Source organism: Cellulophaga sp. RHA19 (assembly GCF_002813425.1).
GTDB lineage: Bacteria > Bacteroidota > Bacteroidia > Flavobacteriales > Flavobacteriaceae > Cellulophaga.
Genome location: NZ_PHUL01000001.1, coordinates 2079048 through 2102869 on the forward strand (window position 1 = coordinate 2079048; position 23822 = coordinate 2102869).

Genomic DNA, 23822 nt, shown 5'->3' on the forward strand with positions numbered 1-23822 from the left:
GTCTTATATGAAGAAGCTTTTATGGGTTTGTATATTTCTAATGGTACAATGTGCTTTATCACAAAGCTCAGACATTGTAAGGTTAGAGTATACTACTTTGCCAAAAAAAGAGTCCTCTAGAAGTATTTCTAGATTTAGATTCTTAGCAAATTTACCTATTAAATTAAATGATGAAAATTACATAATTACTGGTGCGGAATATGGTATCATAGACTTTGCAAACGATAGTATTTATGAGTTTGATGATAAGGAGTTAGAGAAATTAAGAATTGTAGATCTTAACTTGGGTTATGCGCATATTTTAAATGAAAAATGGACTTTTATTGGTTTGCTAACACCAAGGTTGGCTTCTAATTTTATCAACGGAGTGCAGAAGGAAGATTTTAATTTAAATTATTCTGTACTTGCTATAAAGGCAGATATGAAAAAGGAAAAACCTACTCGTTTAATACTGGGCTTGTCTTATAATAATGCAACAGGTTTTGATGTTCCTTTACCAATAGTAAGTTACTATAAAAAATTTCATCCTAATTGGTCTTATATGGTTGGTGTTCCTAGAATGGAGTTTAAATATCATTTGAAACAGCACCACACTTTTAAAGCGGCATTATTATTGGATGGTTATTTTGTAAATGTGCAAAATGATATTGCTTTGCCAGATAATGATTTAGGCTCTGGTTTGTCTTTATCTGTTGTGGTAGGTGCTTTTGGTTACCAATATAATATTAATAAAAACATTTCTTTTTATTGTTTAGCAGGTCACACTTTATCTCAAAGGGGTTTGTTAAGAGATGAAGAAAGAAAAAGTGTATATTCGTTATATGACGATGGTAATGTATATTTTAAAACAGGATTTAAAATAGGAATTTTTTAAAACACGTATATGTCAAAAATATTAGTAATAGAAGACGAAGCTGCAATACGCAGAGTTTTGGTAAAAATTTTATCGGAGGAGAGTGATACCTATAATGTTGAAGAGGCAGAAGACGGTTTAAAAGGTATAGATGCTATTAAAAAAAACGATTATGATTTAGTTTTGTGTGATATTAAAATGCCTAAAATGGATGGCGTAGAGGTATTAGAGGCTGCACGTAAATTAAAGCCAGAATTAGCTTTTATTATGATATCTGGTCACGGAGATTTAGATACAGCAGTAAATACAATGCGTTTAGGTGCTTTTGATTATATATCTAAACCGCCAGATTTAAATAGGTTGTTAACTACGGTACGTAATGCATTAGATCGTAAAGATTTAGTGGTAGAAAATACCAAGTTAAAAAAGAAAGTAAGTAAAAATTACCAAATGGTAGGGGAGAGTGATGGCATAGCTTTAATTAAAGATATGATAGAGAAAGTAGCCCCTACAGATGCGCGTGTTTTAATTACAGGGTCTAACGGTACAGGGAAAGAATTGGTTGCGCATTGGTTGCATGAAAAAAGTCCACGTAGTAAAGCGCCATTTATAGAAGTAAATTGTGCCGCAATACCATCAGAATTAATAGAGAGTGAACTTTTTGGTCACGTAAAAGGAGCGTTTACATCTGCAGTAAAAGATAGGGCAGGTAAGTTTGAAGCAGCAAATAAGGGAACTATTTTTTTGGATGAAATAGGAGATATGAGTTTGTCTGCGCAAGCTAAAGTATTGCGTGCCTTGCAAGAAAGTAAAATATCTAGAGTAGGTACAGATAAAGATATAAAGGTTGATGTTAGAGTAGTAGCAGCTACAAACAAAGATTTAAAAAAGGAAATAGCAGATGGTAACTTTAGAGAAGATTTATACCATAGACTGGCGGTAATACTTATAAAAGTACCTGCTTTAAATGATAGGAGAGATGATATTCCTTTATTAATAGCCTACTTTGCAGATAAGATTAGCAAAGAGCAAGGAACTACTAAAAAAGTGTTTTCAGACAAAGCAATTTCATTATTGAAGAGTTATGACTGGACAGGTAATATTAGAGAGTTGCGTAATGTGGTAGAACGTTTAATTATTTTAGGCGGAAAAGAGGTAACAGAGGAAGATGTAAAATTATTTGCTAGTAAGTAATAATAGTTTTAACAAATACAAAAAAGCCTAGATTTTAAATCTAGGCTTTTTTGTATTTATAGGTTTATGAGTATTACATCACTTTGCTTCCTAGGTATTTTTGTACTTCGTAAACATCTATGCTTTTATTAAATTTTTTACTTACAGATGGGAGGTTTTCACTAGAAATCCAAATTTTTAATTCGGCATCTAAATCAAAAGTACCAGCTGTTTCTAAAGAAAATCTAGAAATGCTTTTGTATGGCATAGATTTATATTCTGCTTTGCTGCCAGTAAGTCCTTGTACGTCTATTAATATTAAGCGTTTGTTCGTAAACATGAAAGTGTCTCTTACTAATTTAAAGCCTAATTCTACTTGTTCACCGTCTATTAGAAGTCTTCCGTATTTTTCATTAAGTTTATCTACAGATACCTCACTAGCGTTACCAAGTATTTTATTAAATAATCCCATTGTTTGCTTAAGGTTTAGTTTGCTTCTTCAGTTTTGTTCTCGTCTTTGTTAAGCAACTTTGCAGATACTTTGTAATCTGCAGTATATATCATTTTTGGTGTTGCCTTTTTTAAATCAAAATAAGCTCTTTTGTACCATTTGGCATCGGTAGCTTTTTTTCTGTAATCTTCATTGGTTTTAGTTGTACCAAATTCTTCATTTATATATGGTTTAATAGCGTGTATTCCAATACCAAAGTATTCTATACGCTCTAAAACCATTGCAAAATCTAACTCAGAGAAATAAAAGTTTTCTTCAGAGTCAAACCCAGTATTTAAATTTTTAAGATCTGTAAAAACGTTCTTCTGTAAAAATTCTAATTTAGTCATAGTTAATCTAAGGTGTATGTATTTTTTAAACAGTAATTTTTATACTGTTATTTTTTTCTGTTTAGTACTTTATATTCTTCGTAGCAACCGCTAATAGCGTCTAAAATTTGTAAATCGTTGGCAGTTTGTATAAAAGATTTAGAGTAGTTACAGTTGTTTAAAATGTCTTCAATGTCTACTTTTTCTAATTGAAGTAATTCTGTTAGTGTTTCTCTATCAAACTTTGCTGCTAGCAAATCTCTAATACGGTCATCTTCTTTAATTTGACGGAGTTTACGCATTTGTGCAGGTTTTTTTCCAAATAAATTACGGAGTAAATCTGCAGGGTTTAATATTGCGCCAAGTACTTTTGTAACTGCACTTGGGTTTTTATTACCAGCTTCATAACCTGTGTTTAGTCCAGATATTGCGTATTGGTAAGAGTCGTTTAAACTCACGTTTTTAGCGTCTATCTCTAAAAAACCTGTTAGTTGGTATGGTTTAACAACAACTTCTTCTAGCGCAAATGCTAGTTCTGTTAAGGTAATTTCTGTATCCTTAAATTTAAGCATATCGTTAGTTACTTTAATTTTTTGAGATTTAAAACCAAGATACGTTAAGTAAAGTGTATCGTTAGCAACTGCGGGTATTGTAAACTTACCATCTTGATCTGTAATGGTACCTTTTACTTGGTTTAGGTTTACAATGTGCACGCTAGGCATAGGTTCGTCTGTCTGCGAATTTATAATTGTTGCAGAAAACTCATTTTTGTTTTCTTTAGCTTTTTTGTCTTGAGGAAATCCAATAAATGTAACTAAGCTAAAAATAAGTAGGATGTATTTGTTCATAAAAAGGTGGTGTCATTTATCTTCTACTAAAAAGTCTAAGATATTAAAGTTTATCTCTTTAGCTGTGGTGTAAGGGTTAAATTTTTGATTTAAGTTGGTAAATAAACAAAAAAAATACGCCGAAGCGTATTTTTTAGTATTCTATTAACTTAAAAAGACTAGTATCTTCTTTTGCTTTTTTTGTTTCCGTATCCTCCACCGCTATCGCGACTTCCTCTACTGTCTTTGCTACGAGAACGACCTCTGTCTCCACCGCCGCTTCTATTATCTCTTCCTCCACGAGAAGAAGAACGACCTCTGTCGCCACCGCGTCCACCACGATCTCTTCCTCCTCTGCGGCCTCCGCCACCACCAGGGTTGTTAGATATTTCTACGTTAACAAATCTTCCGTCAACTTTAAATTCAGTAAACGTTGCTAATACTTTTTCAGAGTGTTCTGCATCTGTATTAAAGAAAGAGAAACTTTCTTTAACATCTACTTTAAACACATCTTCTTTGCCAAGACCAACTGTTTCTTTTAAGAAATCTTTTAATGTCATCCAATCGTAATCATCACGCTCACCAACATTAATAAAGTAACGTACAGAACCACTTGTAGGTATTTCTGCTTTGTTTCTGCCACGTTCATCACGATCTCCTCTTTCTCCACGGTCAGAGCCATTTAAGTCTCTAGTTTTATTGTAGTAGTCAAAGAAACGAGTAAACTCTACAGAAACAATCTTCTTAATAAGATCCTCTTTATCTAAACCTTCTAATATTTCATTAATGGCAGGTAAGTAACTTTCTACTTCCTCATTAATCTTAGTATCTTTAATTTTATTAGCTAAATGGTGTAATTGAATTTCACAAATCTCCATTCCTGTTGGAATCTTTTTTGATAAAAATTCAGTTTGTAGCTTTCTTTCTAAGGCTTTTATTTTACGTAACTCACTACGAGTTACAATAACCATAGATACACCAGATTTACCAGCTCTACCAGTACGCCCACTACGGTGAGTGTATGTTTCTATTTCATCTGGTAATTGGTAGTTTATTACGTGTGTAATATCATCTACATCTATACCACGTGCAGCAACATCTGTTGCAACAAGCATTTGTATTTGTTTTTTACGGAAAGCGTTCATTACCAAATCTCTTTGGTTTTGACTTAAATCTCCGTGTAAAGCACCAGCATTGTAACCGTCTTCAATTAATTTTTCGGCAACTCTTTGTGTATCTCTCTTAGTTCTACAAAAAACAACAGAGAAAATATCAGGATTGGTATCTGCTAATCTTTTTAATGCAGGGTATCTATCTCTACCGCCAACAACATAATACTCATGTTGTACTGTAGTTGCACCTGCATTTTTAGATCCCACTGTAATTTCTTGTGGATTGTGCATGAATTTTTTAGCAATGGTAGAAACTTCTCTTGGCATAGTTGCAGAGAATAACCACGTAAATTTTTCATCTGGAGTGTTAGATAAAATGTCTTTAATGTCTTCATAGAAGCCCATATTTAACATCTCATCAGCTTCATCTAATACACAGTAATCTAATTTAGAAATGTTAACCATACCACGGCTAATCATATCTTTTATTCTACCAGGAGTAGCAACAACAATTTGTGCTCCTCTTCTAATTTGGTTTGCTTGGTCTGTAATACTAGCACCACCGTAAATTGCAACTACATTAAGTCCTTTTTCGTATTTAGAATACGCTTTAAGCTCGTTTGTAATTTGTAAACAAAGTTCACGTGTTGGTGAAAGTATTAATCCTTGAGTAGTTCTGCTACTAGAATCAATTTTCTGAATTAACGGAAAACCAAAAGCTGCAGTTTTACCAGTACCTGTTTGTGCTAATGCTACAAGGTCTGTGTCTTCATTTAAAAGGATTGGAATTGCTTTTTCTTGTACTTCTGAAGGTGATTCAAACCCAAGATCTACAATAGCATCAAGTAGGGACTTGTCTAGCCCTAATGCTTCAAATTTTGTCATAATATGTTATTCTTAATCGCAAATATGTATGTTACATAGAGCGTTTATCATATTATAACTCAGAGTAACACATGCTATACCAGCGGCGTTTTTAATAAAGTGCAAAAGTACTCTAAATATTTTGAATAACCATACAACATAGATAATACTTGTTTTTATGGTGCAAGACTATAACCATATACAGACATAACAACACCAATAACACCAAAAATTATCATTAAAACTACTAATGATTTTTGCAACTTAGGATTGTCATAAATTATGATGCAGACAGCACCTAAAACAATACTTATTTGAAAAAAAAGAACACCAAAATCAAACTTACGAGTGGCAATATCATATTTGTTAGCAAGTACTTTCCACTCGTTAATACCAGTTATTACACCCATTTTGCCATCTAAGTCTTGTGTCCACTCTTTTTTTTCTATATTTTTTGAGCCAATTAAAATCTCGTGCTTCTCTGCTTTGTATTTTTCAATTTTAGCTTTCGTTTTTTCAATTTTACTGTAAACAAAATCTCTTTTTTCTTCTGCTATTGCATTTGTATAAAGCAGTGCTTCAAGATTGTCTAATTCACTTTCTTTTAAACTCTCTTTTATGCTTTTAGACTGATACCAGCTAGAATAATTGACCAATTTATTGTGAGCAATCATCATTTCTTCCTCTAATTCGCCGTTTACTAATTGAGAAATAGCCATAAGTGCAGCAAAAAATGCAATAAGTACACCACCATATGCTTCGGCACGTTCAGATGCTACTGAAACTTCTACGGTTTGCTTAGGCATTTTTGTATCCTTTTAAAAAAGTAATTAATTGTTGTGTTGCTTTAGCTCTATGGCTTATTTGGTTTTTTGTACTAAGTGGTAGCTCTGCAAAAGTAAGGTTGTAGTTCTCTGGGGTAAAAATAGGATCGTACCCAAAACCATCTTTACCTTGTTTGCTTTTAGTTATTTTACCGTTTACAATGCCTGTAAATATATGTTGTTCCCCGTTTAAATTTAATGCAATAGCAGTTTTAAAATGTGCAGTTCTATTGTTACTATCACCTAAATTGTATAGTAATTTGTTCATATTATCTTCTGCACTTTTTTGTTCACCGGCGTAACGAGCAGCGTAAATACCAGGTTCTCCGTTTAAAGCATCTACTAGTAAGCCAGTATCATCAGAAAAACAAGGTAAGTTATATTTTTCTGTAACGTAATTTGCTTTTTGTTTGGCATTACCTTCTATGGTATCTGCGGTTTCAGGAATATCATCAAAACAACCAATATCTGTTAAAGAAACCAGTGTAATGTTTTTAGGAACAAGAGCCTCTACCTCTTTAAACTTGTTAGTGTTATGCGTTGCAAATACTATTTTCATTGGTGATGCTTATTTGTTTTTTGTAATTCTTTAGGTGAAAACCTAAAAAAACAAGCGCAAAAGTAGTAATTTTATTTTCTTAAAAATAGTAATGTATGTCTTTAAAGCTTCCGCCAGTAGTAGTGGTTTTTGTGTTTGGATTGGTAATGTATGTTTTAGCTAGGTTTTTACCTTTTGGAATTTTTGATTTTTTTGGAAGAACAATGCTTTTAAAAGGTTTGTTAGTGGTTATGCTTTTGGTTTTAGCAGCATCAACCTATAAATTTTTAAAAGCCAAAACAACAGTAGATCCTAAAAACCTTAACAAAACTAGTGCATTGGTAACTACAGGTATTTATAAGTTTACAAGAAACCCAATGTATTTAGCAATGTTGTTATTACTTATTGGTTGGGGTTTATTTTTAAGCAATGCTTTTAATATGTTAATAGCAGCTGGTTTTGTGTCTTACATGAATGCTTACCAAATAAAACCAGAAGAAGAAATGTTAACCCAAAAGTTTGGTAAAGAATATACGAGTTACACTAAAAAAGTGCGTCGTTGGTTTTAATTTTATTATCATATTCTTAATTTAAGGGTGCTTAAAAAACAATTTTTATAGCATATGTGATGATACGCCTTTTTTGCTTTAATTTTATTTTGATTTAACTGCTTAAACACTAATATTTTTTACTTTTACTACTTAAATTTTTTTAAAATGGTAGACCAAGGGAGAAAATATGTTTTTGATTTTGATAGCACTCTAACCAGAGTTGAAGCTTTAGATGTTTTAGCTGAAATTACATTACAAGGTAATGCTAACAAAGATGAAATTATTAAAGAAATACAAGAAATTACCAATCTAGGAATAGATGGCGATATCTCCTTTACAGAATCCTTGGAGAAGCGTATAAAACTTTTAAACGCTCACAAAAGTCATTTAACACAATTGGTAGAAGAGCTTAGAGATAAAATTTCTAAGTCTATAGAAACTAATAAAGAGTTTTTTCATAATTATTCTGATGATATTTATGTTATTTCTTGTGGTTTTAAAGAGTTTATAGATCCTATTGTAGAGGAGTACAACATACCAGCAGAAAAAGTGTATGCTAATACTTTTAAGTTTGATGAGGATGGTAATATTGTTGGTTTTGATGAAGCTAATGTATTGGCGTCTCACAACGGAAAAATTGAATGCCTTAAAAATCTACATTTAGAAGGAGAAGTACAAGTAATAGGAGATGGGTATAGTGATTATGTAATGCGTGAAGCTGGTATTGCAGATAAGTTTTTTGCATACACAGAAAATGTGAGCAGAGACAAAGCTACAGATAATGCAGACCACGTTACGCCAAATATGGATGAATTTCTGTTTGTAAACGATTTACCAAGGAAAATATCATACCCAAAAAATAGAATTAAAATATTGCTGTTAGAAAATGTGCATCCGGCAGCATTTCATAATTTATCTGAAGATGGTTTTTCTGTGGAGTTAGTAAAGCACAGTCTACCAGAAGAGGAATTAATAGAAAAATTAAAAGGAGTACACGTTTTAGGTATTCGTTCTAAAACACAAGTAACCAAAAAGGTATTAGAAGCTGCAGATAAGTTATTGGTAGTAGGTGCATTTTGTATAGGTACTACGCAAATAGATTTAGAAAGTGCTAAAAAAAGAGGAGTTGTTGTTTTTAACGCTCCGTATAGTAATACACGTTCTGTTGTAGAGTTGGCTATAGGAGAAATAATTACGTTAATGCGTAATGTGTTTCCTAGAAGTCAGGAAATTCACAATGGACAATGGAATAAAACTGCTATAAACTCTAGAGAAGTACGTGGTAAAAAATTAGGAATTGTAGGTTACGGTAATATTGGTAAGCAATTATCTGTTTTAGCAGAAGCTATTGGTATGCGAGTGTATTATTATGATGTTAACGACCAGTTAGCACTTGGTAATGCAATTAAATGTAATACACTAGAAGACTTGTTAAATGTGTCTGATGTTGTTACGTTGCATATAGATGATAACCAAGCTAACAAGAACTTTATTGGTGAACGAGAAATTAAGCAGATGAAGAACGGAGCTATGCTTATAAACTTATCTCGTGGTTTTGTAGTAGATATACAAGCTTTAGTAGCAGCACTAAAAAGCGGAAAAATTGGCGGAGCAGCAGTAGATGTTTATCCAGAAGAACCACGTAGTAATGGTGAATTTTTTACGGAGCTGCAAGGGTTAGAAAACGTAATATTAACACCGCACGTTGGTGGTAGTACAGAAGAAGCGCAAAGAGATATTGCAGATTTTGTACCTAATAAAATTATGGAGTATATTAACTCTGGTAATACCGTAGATGCTGTAAATTTCCCTAGTATACGTTTGCCAAGGCAAACAAATGCGCACCGTTTTTTACATATACATAAAAACGTACCAGGTATAATGGCTAAAATAAATAAGGTTTTAGCAGAATACGAAATGAATATAACAGGTCAGTATTTATCTACAGACAATGAGGTGGGGTATGTAATTACAGACCTAGATAAAAAGTATAATAAAGAAGTTATTAAGGCTCTAAAAAAGGTAGAAAATACTATTAAGTTTAGAGTGCTTTATTAGTAATATACATATTACAAGTAAGTAAAAGGACTGTACTTAAAAGTGCAGTCTTTTTTTATTACATCTTATTTTAGAAAATTTTTAACTTCAGTTTTTATAAAAAATATGTTCTTTTTTCTTTTTAATTTATAACTAATAATATTTTCTAGTTTTGTTTTTAGTTGCTCTATTTTTGTGTTGCTTAAATCTTTAACAGGGGTGTTATTTATTTCTAATATTTGATCATTTAAAGAAACTTTTGCGGTATTAGTTTTATTAGTAAAAGTGGTGCTCACAAATGCCTTTTTACCTCTTTTTATAATTTTAAAGCCATCAGTAATTAACTCAGACGCTACCTTTACTTTATCTCTAGATTGTTCTAGTATTAGCTTGTTCTGGTTACTGTAAATGGTAAAGTGCTTTAGCATTCCGCCTCCTATAAAACCAATAAATTTATTGTTGGGAAAATTGTTTAGTGTTGTATTTGCAATATCTACTAGCACACCATTGTATGTTTTATTCCCAACAAGTACTTTAGTTTTATTAGTTATAAGTGTATTGTCTAAGCCAGAAGTATGTGCTGTTGGCATAGTTACGTCAACATAACTAAAATTGTCTCTAATACTTTTTTTTAATTCGAGTAAATTATTGTTGGGGTAGTTTAACAGCGTTACATATCTGCCATTTCCTGTATCTACCATAAAGTGGCCAGAAATAACTGTGTCACCAATTGTAACTGTACTGTAAATTTCATAAAAACCGTACAGGTATAAATTGTCTTTGTTTTTTGTTAATAGGATAGTATTACTTTCTTTTAGGTTCTGCTCTTCATTATTGCTTAGTGTTATTAGCTTTTTATGGTAATCAACTTTTACATTAAATTGTCTAAAAAAGTCTAGGTTTATGGTTGCTTTATGAAAAGCATTAGAATCGTACTCGTTAATTAATACACTTCTTATGTTATCTTCTTTTTTTAAATAGCGATTAAATGTATCTCCTAGAGAGACTGATACATCTTTTTTAATTAAATCTATGTTGTTTTTTATGGCAAATTTATGATCAATATTAAAACCACTAGAGCCGGTGTCGTACATAAAATAACAAGAGGTGTTATTTATTTTGCCTTTTATAAAAATTCTGTTTTTAACTAATTTAAAAGGAAGTGTATGTACTATATTATGAGAAAATAAAGAGGTAGAAAAACTAAATAATAGTATGTAAAGAAGTTTTGTTTTCAATTATTAATACTATTTAGTAGATGCTATTTTATTTATAATTCGGTTAAAATTTATACTGTCTGATGGTCTTGGAGCGTTTTCTAAAATAATTTCATTGTTTTTGTTTAAAATAGAATATCTAGGAATTGTTTCTACTCTTAAATACTTTAGAAGTTTAGGGTATTTATTGTTTAATAATAAATACTGTTCTTTGCCCTCTAATTTAGACTCTAATGTTTTGGATTTTTGTAACCACTGTTTCTGGTTTTCATCAATAGAAATGTAAATCCAGTTAATAGGTTGTTTTTTAGATAAATTGTTTTTAAAGTTAGAGCTTTTTTTAATTTCAGTAATACAGGGACCGCACCAACTAGCCCAAAAATCTATAACTTTTATTTTATCTTCACTTTGTTTTAAAATATCTTTTAACTGTATGGTGTCACCTTTAATGGTTAACAATTTTTCGTCTAAAACAATATTAGGAAGTTCTAGATTTAAAAGCTTCATTTTTTCTTGAATAATAGTTAATTTATTTAGGTAAGATGCATTTTTTACTAAAGGCTTATACTCATTAATAACTTTATTAAGTATATCTACATTAGTTTTGCTGTTTCCAAATCCTTTTTTGTAATAATCATAAATAAGTCTGCTTATGGCAAAATGCTTTAATTCTCCGTCTAGGTTTTTTTCTATAAAATCTTTTTCTTTTGCAAAGGTTTTTTCTGAATAATCTAGATAATCATATGTAACAAAATAGTGCCTAATAAAATCTGTAAGACTTCTTTTAAAATAATCATTATTGATTAATTCTGGTTTTTTAAAGTCAGTTATGGTAACATTGTTAAAGTATTCTTTTGGATTAAAAATTTCTTCAGATTTTAATTTTTCAGTTTTATTTACTGTAGAAAAAACACTTTCTGTATTGTTAAAATAACTTACAGAGCACTCCGACTTTATATTTCTAGGAGCCATTAAGTTGTATAAATATTCATATTCTATTTCTTGGCCAACAAGACTTTTAAAGTCGTTAGAAACTACATTGTTTTTTATATAAGATTCATAGAATAGTTTTTTTGCGTTATATACATAAGAGCAACTGTCTTTGTATTGCTTAATGTTATTTTTAAACGTAGGCCACTTTAACTGTAAAGAATCTAAAGAAGTGTAGAAATTATAATGAGAAGCATTTTTACCTGAAAATTGTAACAGCCCTTTTTCAGTAGAAAACGTTATACTATCACCAGGAGAAACTAAAACACGAGTATTGTAAAAATCATCTCCAAAACTCATTAATTCAATAATTTGTGGTTTATCTATACTATCTAATGTATTATTATAAACACTGTCATATACCTTTTTGCTTTGGCCTTTATGGTTTGTTCCGTATAGGTAAGAGTAATTTAGTATGTTAAAATACTCTAGAGCTTTTTTATCCTTAGATATTCCGCTAATAACAATAGGTTTATAAGTTTTAGTGGTGCTTTTTTGTTTAGTGTTAACAGAGGTGGTTGTTTTGTCTTTTTTGCAGGCAAACAATAAACTAAATAGTAGAAACAGTGTTGTGATGTATAATAGTTTATTTTGCTTCATATAAAAAAACTAATTTCTTAGTTCTAAAGTATAACTTAATATCACTTAAATAAGAATAATACTGTTAAAAATTAGTTAAAGCTATTTTTTACCTATGATGATAAGGCTCGTTACGTAAAATAGTAAACCCTCTATAAATTTGCTCAACCACAAACAAACGTACCATTTGGTGAGAGAATGTCATTTTAGAAAGACTAATTTTTCCTTTAGCAGTAGTGTAAATTGCATCACTAAAACCGTAAGGACCTCCAATAACAAAAACCAATTGTTTAATGCCGGCATTCATTTTCTTTTGTAAGTAATCAGAAAAATCTACAGAAGTAAATTGTTTTCCGTTTTCATCTAAAAGTATAAGCACGTCTGTAGAACTCAACTTTTTTAAAATAAGCTCGCCTTCCTTTTCTTTTTGTTGTGCTTCAGACAGGTTTTTTACATTTTTTATATCTGGTATAATGTCTAAATTAAATTTAATGTAGTGTCCTAATCGCTTTTCATATTCAGCAATTAAAGCTTGTAAATTTTTATTATCGGTTTTGCCAATGGCTAGTAGCTTAATAGTCATATCACAAATATAGTGTCAATTTTTAAAAATTATTAGATAACAACTGCATTATGTAGATAATCAAAAAAACAGTTAAAGTTTAATAAAACAATTTAGTAAATTAGCACAAAACAAAAACAAATTAATGATTTCAGAAGAGCAGTTTCAGAAAGAAATAGACCTAATTATAAGCAATGCAATACGCGAAGATGTTGGTGATGGTGACCATAGTTCTTTGGCTTGTATACCTGCAACAGCAACTGGTAAAGCAAAATTATTGGTTAAAGACAATGGTATTATTGCAGGTGTAGAATTTGCTAAACAAGTTTTTGCCTATGTAGATAAAAATTTACAAGTAGAAACACTTATTAATGATGGTGAAACTGTAAAACACGGAGATATTGTTTTTTACGTAACTGGTAGCTCACAAAGTATTTTAAAAGCAGAACGCTTAGTGTTAAACGCTATGCAGCGTATGAGTGCTATTGCTACTAAAACAAACTTTTTTGTAAAATTATTAGAAGGTACAAGTACTAAGATATTAGATACACGTAAAACTACACCAGGTTTACGTGCAGCAGAAAAATGGGCTGTAAAAATAGGAGGTGGAGAAAACCACAGATTTGCTTTGTATGATATGATTATGCTAAAAGATAACCATATAGATTTTGCAGGAGGTGTAACCAAAGCCATAGAAAAAACTAAAGAATACTTAAAAGAAACAGGCAGAGACTTAAAAATTATAGTTGAAGCTAGAGACCTAGATGAAATTAAAGAAATTTTAAAGACAGACGGTGTGTACCGTATTCTTATAGATAACTTTAATTATGAAGATACAAGAACTGCTGTTGCTTTAATAGGAGATAAATGTTTAACAGAGTCTAGTGGTGGTATTAATGAAGATACTATTAGGGAATATGCAGAATGTGGTGTAAACTATATTTCTTCTGGTGCGCTTACACACTCTGTTTATAATATGGATTTAAGTCTTAAAGCAGTTTAATGTCGGCAGAAATAGAAGCAAAATTAGCAAAAATACCAGTAATAAACTGGATTGTATCACTCTTAAAAAAAGTGACATTACCGGCTTTTGCAGGTTTGTCTTTGTATGATTTAATAGAGCTTTATCTAAACGGAATATTAAAAGGAACCTTGTCTACAAGAGCCAGTGCTATTGCATTTAGTTTATTTATGGCTTTGTTTCCGTTATTAATTTTTTTGGTAACACTAATTCCTTTTTTAATACCTTATGTAGATTCTGGTAATCCAGACACCAATTTAAATACAGAGTTTATTGCTTATTTAGAGTATGTGCTACCCAATGCTATAAACGACTATTTTTTTGATCAGATTTATGATGAAATAATGAGTCAAAAACGTGGCGGCTTGCTATCATCTACATTTGTACTGTCTATATTTTTAATAGCAAACGGTGTAAATGCTATTTTTAGTGGGTTTGAGAACTCGTACCACGTAAGTTTAAATCGCCATTTTTTAAGACAATATTTATATGCTTTAATGGTAGGTTTGCTACTATCTATACTAATAATAGTTAGTGCTATTGTTTATATGTATTTTGAGATTTACGTTATAGAAAACATATCAGACACCACACAAGTTTATTTTGGCACAGGTCTTGAAGAAACAGATATATGGACCACCGAAATTGCTAAAGTTGTTTACTTTACATTTTTGTCTTATTTGTCTATTTCTATACTCTACTATTTTGGTACTGCAGAAGGTAAAAAGACAAAGTTTTTCTCATCGGGTTCACTAATGACAACAATTTTATTTGTGCTAACCTCTTACTTATTTGGAGTTTACGTGGATAAGTTTGCAAGATATAATGAATTGTATGGAGCATTAGGAGGATTATTAATTTTGATGGTTTATATTTGGTTAAATGCTAACATCCTTTTATTAGGGTTTGAGCTAAATGCAACAAAGAACTCATTAAAGAAAAAAATTATACAAAATGAAGAAGAATAAAACACTATTTACCATTGCAATCTTATTTTTTGTAGCTCACATTAGTGTAGCTCAATCTGTTTTTGGAAAGTGGAAAACCATTGATGATAGAAACGGAAAAGAAAAAGCAGTTATTGACGTTTATGAGAAAAACGGAAAAATGTATGGAAAAATAATTAAAATTGTTGATCCTAAACGTAGAGATGCTGTTTGTGAAAAATGTGAGGGCGACTTAAAAAATGCTCCAGTCTTAGGTTTGCATATAATTAAAAATGCAGAGAAGTCTGATAAAAACGAATATAAAGGAAAATATCTTTTTGATCCAGAACAAGCAATGACTTTTAGATGTAAAATTTGGTTAGATCCAGATGATTCAGATAAACTAAAAGTTCGTGGTTACTTAGCGTTTATTTATAGAACTCAAACTTGGATACGTGTTAAGGAGTAACATACTTTATGCAGCATTTTATAAATGTAATATTACCAATTCCCTTAGAAAAACTATTTACATATAGCGTAACAAGGGCAGAAGCCAATTTTTTAAAAGTGGGTATGCGCGTAGCGGTACCCTTTGGTAAATCTAAAATACATACTGCACTAGTTGCAGAAATACATACAACAGCTCCTACTTTATACGAGGCTAAAGATATTCATCAAATATTAGATGATGAGCCTATAGTTACAGAACTGCAAATTAAACATTGGTCTTGGGTAGCTAAGTACTATATGTGTTCTATAGGTGAAGTTTTTAGGAGTGCTGTTCCTGGTGCTTTTTTATTAGAGAGTGAAACACTAATATTAAAAAACCCAGAGTCTACCGTAGATGAAAATACATTAACAGATGAAGAGTTTTTGGTGTTTGAGGCATTAGAACGACAGTCTATGTTAAAAGTGCAAGAAATTGCAGCTATAGTAGATAAAAAAAATGTACTTCCTATTTTAAAACGTTTGTTAGATAAAAACGTAATTTTAACCAAAGAAGAAGTTCAGCAACAGTACAAGCCTAAATTGGTAAGGTATGTTAAGTTGGGAGAAAAGTACAATACAGAAGAAGAGTTAAGTGCGTTATTAGATTTACTCTCTAGAGCACCCAAACAAAGCAATGTTATTTTGTCTCTTTTTCAGTTGCAAGGAACAAATCAAAAAAAAATAACGGTAAAAGAGTTAGAAGAGAAGAGTAGGTCATCAGCATCTATCATAAAAACACTTATAGATAAAGATATTCTAGAGGAGTTTTATGTGCGTACAGACAGGGTTGTTTTTGATGCAACAAAAAAGCCTTCAGTTTTAAAAGAACTTAACCAATACCAAGCAGAGGCTTTAGTGGCTATAGAAGAAAGTTTTGCTGAGCGTAAAGTAACCTTGTTGCACGGTGTAACATCTTCTGGTAAAACAGAAGTATATGTAAAACTTATAGCAGATTGTTTAGCAAAGGGGCAACAAGCTTTGTATTTATTGCCAGAAATTGCTTTAACTACACAGTTAATCGCTAGGTTGCAAAATTACTTTGGAGAACAAGTAGCCGTTTTTCATTCTAAATATACAGTACATGAAAGAGTTGAGGTTTGGAATAATGTTTTAACTAACAAGTCTAAGGCTCAAATTGTAATAGGAGCTAGGTCATCTCTGTTTTTACCTTTTACAAACTTAGGATTAATAATTGTAGATGAGGAGCATGAGGCGTCTTTTAAGCAATATGATCCGGCACCAAGATACCACGCCAGAGACAGTGCAATTGTTTTAGCTAATTATAGTAATTGCAATATCCTTTTAGGATCTGCTACACCAAGTATAGAGACTTTTTATAATGTTAAGCAGCAAAAATACGGTTATGCACAAATTACCAGGCGTTTTGGAGATGTATTAATGCCAGAGATAGAGTTGGTAGATATTAAGGAGTTAAGTCGTAAAAAAAGAATGAAAGGTCATTTTTCTGAACGTTTGTTGTTAGGTATAACAGAAGCGGTTGAGGAAGGTGAGCAAGTAATATTATTTCAAAACAGAAGAGGTTATGCGCCTATTGTAGAGTGTACAACCTGTGGGCACTCTCCACAATGTCCTAATTGCGATGTTAGCTTAACCTACCACCAGTATAAAAAACAAATGCGTTGCCATTATTGTAGTTATCATATGGCTTTGCAAAAAAGTTGTTTGGCTTGTGGTATGGCAACTTTAAACACCAAAGGTTTTGGTACAGAACAAGTAGAGCAAGAACTGCAAGAGTTAATGCCAAACCTTAGAATTGGCCGTATGGATTTAGATACCACTAGAGGTAAACATGCGTATGAGAAAATAATTACTTCTTTTGAGAAACACGAGTTAGATGTTTTGGTTGGTACGCAAATGCTAACCAAAGGTTTAGATTTTGGAAATGTGAGTTTGGTAGGTATCATGAATGCAGATAACCTTTTAAATTTTCCAGATTTTAGAGCACATGAACGTAGTTACCAGCTTTTAGCACAGGTGTCTGGTAGAGCGGGTAGAGCGCAAAAAAGAGGAAAGGTGTTAATACAAACTTACAATCCGTATCATCAAATATTACAACAAGTATCTACTAACGATTATGAGGCAATGTATACAGACCAAATTAATGAACGCAGATTGTTTAAATATCCTCCATTACATAGAATTTTAAAAATAACATTTAAGCATAGAGATTATGGTAAGGTAGAAGATGCTTCAGCTTGGTTTGCAAAGTCTTTGCGTGTAGCTTTTAAAGATGATGTTTTAGGTCCAGAATTTCCCGCAGTAGCGCGTATTAGGAATCAGTATTTGAAAAATGTGGTTTTAAAAATTAAAAAAGATCAGCCTTTAGGAAAAACAAAGGAGTACATTAGAAAAATTGAAAAATCTTTTGATACAATAGGTCAGTTTAAAGGAGTAAGAGTAATTTACAATGTAGATTATATTTAAATATAGGACATAAAAAAAAGCTGACGTTAGTCAGCTTTTTTTTATTTAGTGTATAATTGTTAAACGTTGCTTAGCGCTTCTGCAAGCTCGGTCTTTTTATTTCTGCTTAAAGGTATTTGTCTACCATCTACTTCTACGTTTTTGCTATTAAATTTTTCAACTTTTTCTAAGTTTACAATATAAGATTTGTGAATTCTTAAAAACTTATCTTCAGGTAATTGCTTTTCAAAAGATTTCATTGTAGATAAAATTACAATGTTAGCTTCATCTGTAACAAGCTTAATATAGTCACCTAAAGCTTCAATCCATTTAATATCATTTAAAATAACCTTACGTTTTTTAAGATTACTTTTTACAAATATGTGCTCTTCATCTTCTTGTACTCTATGTAATTGCTCATATTTACCAACGGCTCTTTTTACAGAGGCATCAAACCTACTCATTGTAATTGGTTTGTGTAAATAATCTGTTACATCGTAGTCAAAAGCTTTTAATGCATAATCAGGCTTTCCTGTAATAAGGATAACTTGCGGCGGATTTTCTAAAGACTCTAACAAGTCAAATCCGTTTATAATTGGCATCTCTACGTCTAGGAAAATAAGATCAACTTCGTTGTTCTTAAGTCCGTTTTTGGCTTCTATGGCATTGCTGTACTCAGCTACCATGGCTAGGTTGGGATGATTATTTACCAACTTTGCTACGGCCATACGTTGCATAGAGGAATCATCTACAATTATACATCTTAGTTTCATAAATAAGTTGATTTGTGGGGTTAAATCTCGGCTAAAGTACTAAAAATGTCAGATGAATTGCAAGAAAAGATGTGAACATGCACTATTCTGTTGTGTAATTAGCATTAAACGAGTTATGGTTTGCATTTGGGGTTTAGTTGATTTTTTTTGGGGTTTGGTAGATTTTTGGGGTTTAGTTGAAAATTTGGTTTGTTAATAAGTATTTTAAAGTATAACGAAGATTTTTGTGTTTTCTTGTGAGAATAGAAAAAAATAATTACTTTTGCGGACTGTAAAAAAATTATATAATATGAATCATTACGAAACTGTTTTCATTCTGAATCCCGTTCTATCTGATGTACAGATAGAGGAAACAGTTAAGAAATTTGAAGATTTCTTAATTAAAAAAGGTTCCAAAATGGTTGCCAAAGAAAATTGGGGACTTAAAAAATTGGCCTATCCTATTCAACACAAAAAAAGTGGTTTTTACCATTTGTTTGAATTTACTGCACCTGGCGATGTAATTAATGGCTATGAGCTAGAATTTAGAAGAGATGAACGTGTTATGCGTTTCTTAACTGTAAAGCTAGACAAGCACGCAATTTCTTGGGCAGAGAGAAGAAGAACAAAATTAAAAACTAAAGCTTAAGGATTATGTCAGCTATTGAACAACAAGCAAAAGGAAAAAAAGACGGAGAAATCAGGTATTTAACTCCGTTGAACATTGAGACTAACAAGCAGAAAAAATACTGTAGATTTAAAAAATCAGGTATAAAGTATGTAGATTACAAAGATCCAGATTTCTTAATCAAGTTAGTTAACGAGCAAGGTAAATTACTTCCAAGAAGACTTACTGGAACTTCATTGAAGTATCAAAGAAAAGTGGCTGTTGCTGTAAAAAGAGCACGTCATTTAGCATTAATGCCATATGTTGGCGATTTATTAAAATAAAAAAAGCTAAGCAATGGAACTTATATTAAAACAAGACGTACAGAATTTAGGTTTTAAGGATGACGTAGTAGAAGTAAAAAACGGCTACGGAAGAAACTTTCTTATTCCTAAAGGATTAGCTGCTCTTGCTACACCATCTGAAAAGAAGGTTTTAGCAGAGAACTTAAAGCAAAGAGCTCATAAAGAGAAGAAAATTGTTGATGAAGCTAATAAAACTTCTGAAGCACTTAAACAATTAGAAATTAAAATACCAGCTAAAGTTGGTGTTGGTACTAAATTGTTTGGATCTATCTCTAATATAGATTTAGCTGCAGCTATTGAAAAAGCTGGTCAGTCAATTGACAAAAAATTCATTACTATTAAAGGTGGTGCTGTTAAAAGAACTGGGCCTTACAACGCTCAGATTAGATTACACAGAGAGGTTATTATAGAATTTCCTTTTGAAGTTGTAGCAGAAGCTAAATAAATAGTTAATACAATGTTAATAGAAAAAAGAGTTATGCGCGCATAACTCTTTTTTTTTGTTCTAAATTTAGCCTATCTAAAAATAACTAACTTAGAACAATATGAAAAACTATTTATTTTTTTGCTTATCGTTTTTGCTTGTAAGCTTTGCAGCTAGTGCACAGGTTACAACCTCTAACATTAAAGGTTTAGTTGTAGACGACCAAGCGGCTCCTCTTATGGGAGCAAATGTTATAGCTGTACATACGCCAACAGGTACAAAGTATGGAGGTATAACAAATGATGAGGGTAGGTATAACCTATTAAATATGAGGGTAGGTGGCCCTTATACAATTACTGTGACTTACGTAGGTTTTGAAAGTCAAGCAAAGAATAATGTTTACTTAACTCTAGGTAAAACATTTAACTTCAACGTAACTTTAGCAGAGTCTAGTCAAATGCTAGATGAAATTATTTTGGTTCAAGACCAAAGCGGTACTTTTGGTAGTGGTCGTACTGGTGCAGAAACTAGTGTTGGTAGTAGAGAACTTACTAAATTACCAACAATTTCTAGGTCGGCTTCAGATTTCACAAGACTAGAGCCAACGGCAAGTGGTGATTCTTTTGGAGGTCGTAATGATCAGTTTAATAATTTTTCTTTAGACGGGGCAATTTTTAATAATCCTTTTGGGTTAGATTCTCCTACTCCAGGTGGTCAAACAGGGTCACAACCAATTTCTTTAGATGCAATAGAGCAAATACAAGTAAGTACTGCTCCTTATGATGTTACCTTATCTGGTTTTACTGGAGCTTCAGTAAATGCAGTTACAAAAAGTGGTACAAATGAATTTCATGGTACTGTTTATGGTTTTTTTAGAAACGAAGATTTAACAGGTGGTAAAATTAAGGGTGAAGATGTAATTAAGCCTAAATTAACTCAAAATCAATATGGTGTAAGTATTGGAGGTCCAATTGTTAAAAATAAATTGTTCTTTTTTGCAAATTTTGAAAAAGAAGAAAGAGATGATTTAGGTACTAACGGGTGGATTCCTAATACAGGTTCTGGTAGTATTGGTGAATCTAGAGTTTTAGAGAGCGATTTAATGGCTGTGCAATCTGCTTTAGCTGGTATTGGTTATAATACAGGTCGTTATCAAGATTTTACCTATGGTGGGGAGTCTACTAAAGGTATATTTAAATTAGATTGGAATATTAATGACAATAACAGGTTAGCTGTTATTTACAATTTTTTAAATTCGTCTAAGGAAAAACCTGCTCACCCAACAGCTATTAGGCAAAGGGGACCAAACTTTACAACTTTACAGTTTGAGAATTCTGGATATGAAATAAATAACAACTTAAAATCTTTTCAGATAGAATTAAATTCTACTTTGTCTGAAACTATGACAAATAAATTGCAAGTAGGTTATTCTCATTTTGATGATTTCAGAGATGCTTTATCTTCTCCAATTCCTGCAATGACTATTCAAGATGGTAACGGGTCTAACTATATTGTTGTAGGTCATGAGCCTTTTTCAGTCAATAATACATTAGATCAGAAAGTTTTTCAATTTTCAAACAATACAAATATTTTTAAAGGAGATCATACATATACAATAGGTTTCTCTTTTGAGAAATTCGATTTTAAAAACTCATTTAACCTTGGAGCATATGGTTATGGTGATGCCAGAGGTTATGCGGGTGCTTTTGGTGCATTTGGTAGTTTAGCAGATTTTCAATTAGCAATAGATAACGGTTTAATTTCTGATGCTATTACAAATGCTGAAGGTATAAATACAGCAAACAATGCTAATGATACTTGGAGTTTGGCAGAAACTAGTGTTGGTCAAATGGCATTTTATGTGCAAGATGAGTGGAATGCTACTGAGAATTTTAAATTAACTTACGGAGTTCGTTTTGATAAGCCTTTGTTTTTTGATACTGCAGACAAAATTCGTGAAAACATTGTAAGAAAGGGTACGTATGTGCCTAGTATACCTTATTACAATCCAGAGACAGGAGAAGAGGTGTTTATAGATTCTGAAGAATTGCCAAGTAACCAATGGTTAATTTCTCCTAGAGTTGGTTTTAATTGGGATGCAAAAGGAGATAATTCTTTACAAGTACGTGGTGGTACTGGTTTGTTTACTGGTAGATTGCCATTTGTATGGTTAGGTAACCAAGTACAGGGTGTAGATGTGTTTTATTACCAAACGGTAGATCCAGATTTTAAATTTCCACAAGTATGGAGAACTAACTTAGGTTTAGATAAAAAGTTTGAAAACGGTATTATTGGAACTTTAGATGTTTCTTATACTAAAGATTTAAATGCTGCTCACGTTCAAAACTGGGGATTAAGAGAGCCAACAGGTACATTAGTAGGTCCTGGTGGAGATAGACCTGTTTATTTATCTGGTGATACAGGTAATAATGCTTATGTGTTTACAAATTCTGATAAGGGTAGAGTGTTTAATGTTTCTTTAAAAGGACAAAAAACATTTGATAATGGTTTGTATGCAATGGCTGCTTATAGTTATTTAAATGCGCAAGATGTAAACTCTATTGAAGCAGAAATTACAGGTGATGCTTTTGAATTTAATCCTAATGCAGGTAATGCTAATTCAGATGTATTAAGTCATTCTAAATATGGAGATACACACCGTTTTATTGGTGTTCTTTCTAAGAATTTTGAGTACGGACAAGGAAAATGGAATACAACAATTTCTACATTTTTTGAGTATGCTAAAGGAGCAAGGTATAATTATACGTATGCAGGTGATATAAATGGTGATGGTTCTGGTCAAAATAACGATTTATTATATGTGCCTACTTCATCAGAGATTAGTCAAATGCAATTTTCAGGAGCAGGACAAGCAGAAGCTTTTGAAGCGTATATTCAGCAAGATGATTATTTAAAAGATAATAGAGGTGAATTTATGGAGCGTTACGGAGCACTAGCGCCATGGAGAGGTCGTTGGGATCTTAAATTTTTACAAGATTATAAGTTTGCTAATAACAATAAAATACAATTTAGTATAGATGTGCTTAACGTTGGTAACTTAATTAATTCAGATTGGGGTATTGTACGTCAGCCTAATAACATTAGTCCGGTTGGTGTTAGTTTTCCAGATGCTAACCCAGACCCAGAGGTATATGAAGCAGACCGTACACAAGAACCAACATATACTTTTGATCCTAGTTTAACTAAGACAAATGGGTATGATGCTAGTTTATTGTCTAGATGGCAAGCACAATTTGGTTTACGTTTTATCTTCTAAGAAAATAAAATAATTTTAATTATTAAAAGGCTATGCTTATGCATAGCCTTTTTTTATTTTTGCAAAATGAAATATGCAAGACTAACAAAACAACAACTAGAAGAATTACAACCTGAGTTTGTAAACTTTTTAGCATCACAAACAATAACTGCTGAAGAGTGGGATACTTTAAAAAAAGAAAAACCACAAGTAGCAGAAGAAGAGTTGGATGTTTTTAGTGATTTAATTTGGGAAGGTGTATTAACTAAAGTACAATATTTAGAAAATGTATCTGCACAGCAAATGCATTTGTTTCATTTAGAGGAAAAAGAAATGAAACTGCTTTCTGTTAAGGTTATGAATCCAGAGGTAGACTTAACTACAGAATTAGGTTTTAGTTGGTTTAAGAAAAATTGGCAGTCAGACTTTGTAGAGTATTTAACAGCTTCTAAAATTTATACAGAAGATAAAAATTTAGATAAGTTTAATTTAATTAAGCAAGGAGCTGTAATTACCAAAGGAGATTTATATAAATGGTTTGATAATATTATTAGCTAATCTAAGCTAAATCAACTATCAATAAAACAATATTAATAGCTTTTTAATAGAGCA

At 31.6% G+C, this 23822-nt stretch carries 23 protein-coding genes; 13 read left to right on the plus strand and 10 right to left on the minus strand.

The window, feature by feature from the left end; translation table 11 throughout:
- The first annotated feature begins 7 nt into the window (after positions 1 to 7).
- Both AX016_RS09190 and AX016_RS09195 read left to right on the plus strand, forming a co-directional pair.
- Positions 8 to 874: a DUF6268 family outer membrane beta-barrel protein gene (locus tag AX016_RS09190; RefSeq protein ID WP_100895320.1), complete on the plus strand. Its 867-nt coding sequence runs from the start codon at positions 8 to 10 to the stop codon at positions 872 to 874.
- A 9-nt stretch (positions 875 to 883) separates the two neighbouring features.
- Positions 884 to 2047, plus strand: coding sequence for a sigma-54-dependent transcriptional regulator (locus AX016_RS09195; protein WP_100895321.1), 1164 nt, complete (start codon positions 884 to 886; stop codon positions 2045 to 2047).
- A gap of 73 nt (positions 2048 to 2120) precedes the next feature.
- Here AX016_RS09195 and AX016_RS09200 read toward each other — a convergent pair whose 3' ends face one another.
- The 6 genes from AX016_RS09200 to AX016_RS09225 all read right to left on the minus strand — a co-directional run bounded on the left by AX016_RS09200 (position 2121) and on the right by AX016_RS09225 (position 7031).
- Entirely contained in the window at positions 2121 to 2498 is a 378-nt protein-coding gene (locus AX016_RS09200) for a PH domain-containing protein (RefSeq protein ID WP_100895322.1), read from the minus strand.
- A gap of 14 nt (positions 2499 to 2512) precedes the next feature.
- Positions 2513 to 2866 carry a hypothetical protein gene (locus AX016_RS09205; RefSeq protein WP_100895323.1) on the minus strand — a complete coding sequence of 118 codons (354 nt, stop codon included), beginning with the start codon at positions 2864 to 2866 and terminating at the stop codon, positions 2513 to 2515.
- Between the two features lie 47 nt (positions 2867 to 2913).
- Positions 2914 to 3693, minus strand: a complete 780-nt coding sequence (locus AX016_RS09210) for a carboxypeptidase-like regulatory domain-containing protein (RefSeq protein ID WP_100895324.1) — start codon at positions 3691 to 3693, stop codon at positions 2914 to 2916.
- A gap of 158 nt (positions 3694 to 3851) precedes the next feature.
- Positions 3852 to 5669 (minus strand): DEAD/DEAH box helicase, encoded by a 1818-nt coding sequence (locus AX016_RS09215; protein WP_100895325.1) that lies wholly within the window; start codon positions 5667 to 5669, stop codon positions 3852 to 3854.
- A 155-nt stretch (positions 5670 to 5824) separates the two neighbouring features.
- On the minus strand, positions 5825 to 6454 hold the full coding sequence (locus tag AX016_RS09220) for a DUF4337 domain-containing protein (protein ID WP_100895326.1): 630 nt from the start codon (positions 6452 to 6454) through the stop codon (positions 5825 to 5827).
- Positions 6447 to 7031 carry a non-canonical purine NTP diphosphatase gene (locus tag AX016_RS09225; protein WP_100895327.1) on the minus strand — a complete coding sequence of 195 codons (585 nt, stop codon included), beginning with the start codon at positions 7029 to 7031 and terminating at the stop codon, positions 6447 to 6449. The genes AX016_RS09220 and AX016_RS09225 overlap by 8 nt, the downstream gene beginning before the upstream one ends.
- A gap of 95 nt (positions 7032 to 7126) precedes the next feature.
- Between AX016_RS09225 and AX016_RS09230 the strand changes: the two genes are divergently transcribed.
- Together AX016_RS09230 and serA are read left to right on the plus strand one after the other, a co-directional pair.
- Positions 7127 to 7579, plus strand: coding sequence for a methyltransferase family protein (locus AX016_RS09230; protein ID WP_100895328.1), 453 nt, complete (start codon positions 7127 to 7129; stop codon positions 7577 to 7579).
- Between the two features lie 147 nt (positions 7580 to 7726).
- On the plus strand, positions 7727 to 9619 hold the full coding sequence (gene serA / locus AX016_RS09235) for a phosphoglycerate dehydrogenase (RefSeq protein WP_100895329.1): 1893 nt from the start codon (positions 7727 to 7729) through the stop codon (positions 9617 to 9619).
- 65 nt (positions 9620 to 9684) lie between these two features.
- On the opposite strand, the gene AX016_RS09240 is transcribed toward serA, so the two are convergent.
- The 3 genes from AX016_RS09240 to rlmH form a co-directional block, all read right to left on the minus strand.
- On the minus strand, positions 9685 to 10836 hold the full coding sequence (locus AX016_RS09240) for a hypothetical protein (protein WP_100895330.1): 1152 nt from the start codon (positions 10834 to 10836) through the stop codon (positions 9685 to 9687).
- Between the two features lie 9 nt (positions 10837 to 10845).
- Entirely contained in the window at positions 10846 to 12405 is a 1560-nt protein-coding gene (locus AX016_RS09245) for a TlpA family protein disulfide reductase (RefSeq protein WP_100895331.1), read from the minus strand.
- A gap of 88 nt (positions 12406 to 12493) precedes the next feature.
- Positions 12494 to 12967: a 23S rRNA (pseudouridine(1915)-N(3))-methyltransferase RlmH gene (gene rlmH / locus AX016_RS09250; RefSeq protein WP_100895332.1), complete on the minus strand. Its 474-nt coding sequence runs from the start codon at positions 12965 to 12967 to the stop codon at positions 12494 to 12496.
- 124 nt (positions 12968 to 13091) lie between these two features.
- On the opposite strand from rlmH, the gene nadC reads away from it, so the two are divergent.
- From nadC to priA, 4 genes are read left to right on the plus strand one after another with little or no spacing between them, the layout of a single operon-like run.
- On the plus strand, positions 13092 to 13949 hold the full coding sequence (nadC, locus tag AX016_RS09255) for a carboxylating nicotinate-nucleotide diphosphorylase (protein ID WP_100895333.1): 858 nt from the start codon (positions 13092 to 13094) through the stop codon (positions 13947 to 13949).
- Entirely contained in the window at positions 13949 to 14935 is a 987-nt protein-coding gene (locus AX016_RS09260; protein WP_100895334.1) for a YihY/virulence factor BrkB family protein, read from the plus strand. The genes nadC and AX016_RS09260 overlap by 1 nt, the downstream gene beginning before the upstream one ends.
- Positions 14922 to 15362: a DUF2147 domain-containing protein gene (locus AX016_RS09265; protein WP_100895335.1), complete on the plus strand. Its 441-nt coding sequence runs from the start codon at positions 14922 to 14924 to the stop codon at positions 15360 to 15362. Before AX016_RS09260 ends, AX016_RS09265 begins: the two co-directional genes overlap by 14 nt.
- Positions 15363 to 15370: 8 nt before the next feature.
- A complete protein-coding gene (gene priA, locus AX016_RS09270) occupies positions 15371 to 17827 on the plus strand; it encodes a replication restart helicase PriA (RefSeq protein WP_100895336.1) in 2457 nt (818 codons plus the stop codon).
- Positions 17828 to 17886: 59 nt separating this feature from the next.
- Here the strand turns inward: priA and AX016_RS09275 are convergent, their stop codons facing one another.
- Entirely contained in the window at positions 17887 to 18579 is a 693-nt protein-coding gene (locus AX016_RS09275) for a LytR/AlgR family response regulator transcription factor (protein WP_100895337.1), read from the minus strand.
- 289 nt (positions 18580 to 18868) lie between these two features.
- Here AX016_RS09275 and rpsF point away from each other — a divergent pair, with 289 nt between their 5' ends.
- The 5 genes from rpsF to AX016_RS09300 all read left to right on the plus strand — a co-directional run bounded on the left by rpsF (position 18869) and on the right by AX016_RS09300 (position 23768).
- Positions 18869 to 19207, plus strand: a complete 339-nt coding sequence (rpsF, locus tag AX016_RS09280; protein ID WP_013619894.1) for a 30S ribosomal protein S6 — start codon at positions 18869 to 18871, stop codon at positions 19205 to 19207.
- Between the two features lie 2 nt (positions 19208 to 19209).
- Entirely contained in the window at positions 19210 to 19509 is a 300-nt protein-coding gene (rpsR, locus tag AX016_RS09285) for a 30S ribosomal protein S18 (protein WP_170854752.1), read from the plus strand.
- Between the two features lie 13 nt (positions 19510 to 19522).
- Entirely contained in the window at positions 19523 to 19975 is a 453-nt protein-coding gene (gene rplI / locus AX016_RS09290) for a 50S ribosomal protein L9 (protein ID WP_100895338.1), read from the plus strand.
- 100 nt (positions 19976 to 20075) lie between these two features.
- Complete coding sequence (locus tag AX016_RS09295) at positions 20076 to 23231, plus strand: TonB-dependent receptor (RefSeq protein WP_100895339.1); 3156 nt, start codon at positions 20076 to 20078, stop codon at positions 23229 to 23231.
- A gap of 66 nt (positions 23232 to 23297) precedes the next feature.
- Positions 23298 to 23768, plus strand: coding sequence for a DUF6495 family protein (locus AX016_RS09300; protein ID WP_100895340.1), 471 nt, complete (start codon positions 23298 to 23300; stop codon positions 23766 to 23768).
- The last annotated feature ends 54 nt before the right edge of the window (positions 23769 to 23822 follow it).

Coding starts and splice junctions, on each gene's coding strand:
- AX016_RS09195 (WP_100895321.1), top strand. CDS start 884: ATGTCAAAAATATTAGTAATAGAAGACGAAGCTGCAATACGCAGAGTT.
- AX016_RS09265 (WP_100895335.1), top strand. CDS start 14,922: ATGAAGAAGAATAAAACACTATTTACCATTGCAATCTTATTTTTTGTA.
- AX016_RS09205 (WP_100895323.1), bottom strand. CDS start 2,866: ATGACTAAATTAGAATTTTTACAGAAGAACGTTTTTACAGATCTTAAA.
- AX016_RS09225 (WP_100895327.1), bottom strand. CDS start 7,031: ATGAAAATAGTATTTGCAACGCATAACACTAACAAGTTTAAAGAGGTA.
- priA (WP_100895336.1), top strand. CDS start 15,371: ATGCAGCATTTTATAAATGTAATATTACCAATTCCCTTAGAAAAACTA.
- AX016_RS09190 (WP_100895320.1), top strand. CDS start 8: ATGAAGAAGCTTTTATGGGTTTGTATATTTCTAATGGTACAATGTGCT.
- AX016_RS09300 (WP_100895340.1), top strand. CDS start 23,298: ATGAAATATGCAAGACTAACAAAACAACAACTAGAAGAATTACAACCT.
- AX016_RS09295 (WP_100895339.1), top strand. CDS start 20,076: ATGAAAAACTATTTATTTTTTTGCTTATCGTTTTTGCTTGTAAGCTTT.
- rpsF (WP_013619894.1), top strand. CDS start 18,869: ATGAATCATTACGAAACTGTTTTCATTCTGAATCCCGTTCTATCTGAT.
- AX016_RS09230 (WP_100895328.1), top strand. CDS start 7,127: ATGTCTTTAAAGCTTCCGCCAGTAGTAGTGGTTTTTGTGTTTGGATTG.
- rplI (WP_100895338.1), top strand. CDS start 19,523: ATGGAACTTATATTAAAACAAGACGTACAGAATTTAGGTTTTAAGGAT.
- AX016_RS09215 (WP_100895325.1), bottom strand. CDS start 5,669: ATGACAAAATTTGAAGCATTAGGGCTAGACAAGTCCCTACTTGATGCT.
- nadC (WP_100895333.1), top strand. CDS start 13,092: ATGATTTCAGAAGAGCAGTTTCAGAAAGAAATAGACCTAATTATAAGC.
- AX016_RS09245 (WP_100895331.1), bottom strand. CDS start 12,405: ATGAAGCAAAATAAACTATTATACATCACAACACTGTTTCTACTATTT.
- AX016_RS09275 (WP_100895337.1), bottom strand. CDS start 18,579: ATGAAACTAAGATGTATAATTGTAGATGATTCCTCTATGCAACGTATG.
- AX016_RS09260 (WP_100895334.1), top strand. CDS start 13,949: ATGTCGGCAGAAATAGAAGCAAAATTAGCAAAAATACCAGTAATAAAC.
- AX016_RS09200 (WP_100895322.1), bottom strand. CDS start 2,498: ATGGGATTATTTAATAAAATACTTGGTAACGCTAGTGAGGTATCTGTA.
- AX016_RS09210 (WP_100895324.1), bottom strand. CDS start 3,693: ATGAACAAATACATCCTACTTATTTTTAGCTTAGTTACATTTATTGGA.
- rlmH (WP_100895332.1), bottom strand. CDS start 12,967: ATGACTATTAAGCTACTAGCCATTGGCAAAACCGATAATAAAAATTTA.
- serA (WP_100895329.1), top strand. CDS start 7,727: ATGGTAGACCAAGGGAGAAAATATGTTTTTGATTTTGATAGCACTCTA.
- AX016_RS09220 (WP_100895326.1), bottom strand. CDS start 6,454: ATGCCTAAGCAAACCGTAGAAGTTTCAGTAGCATCTGAACGTGCCGAA.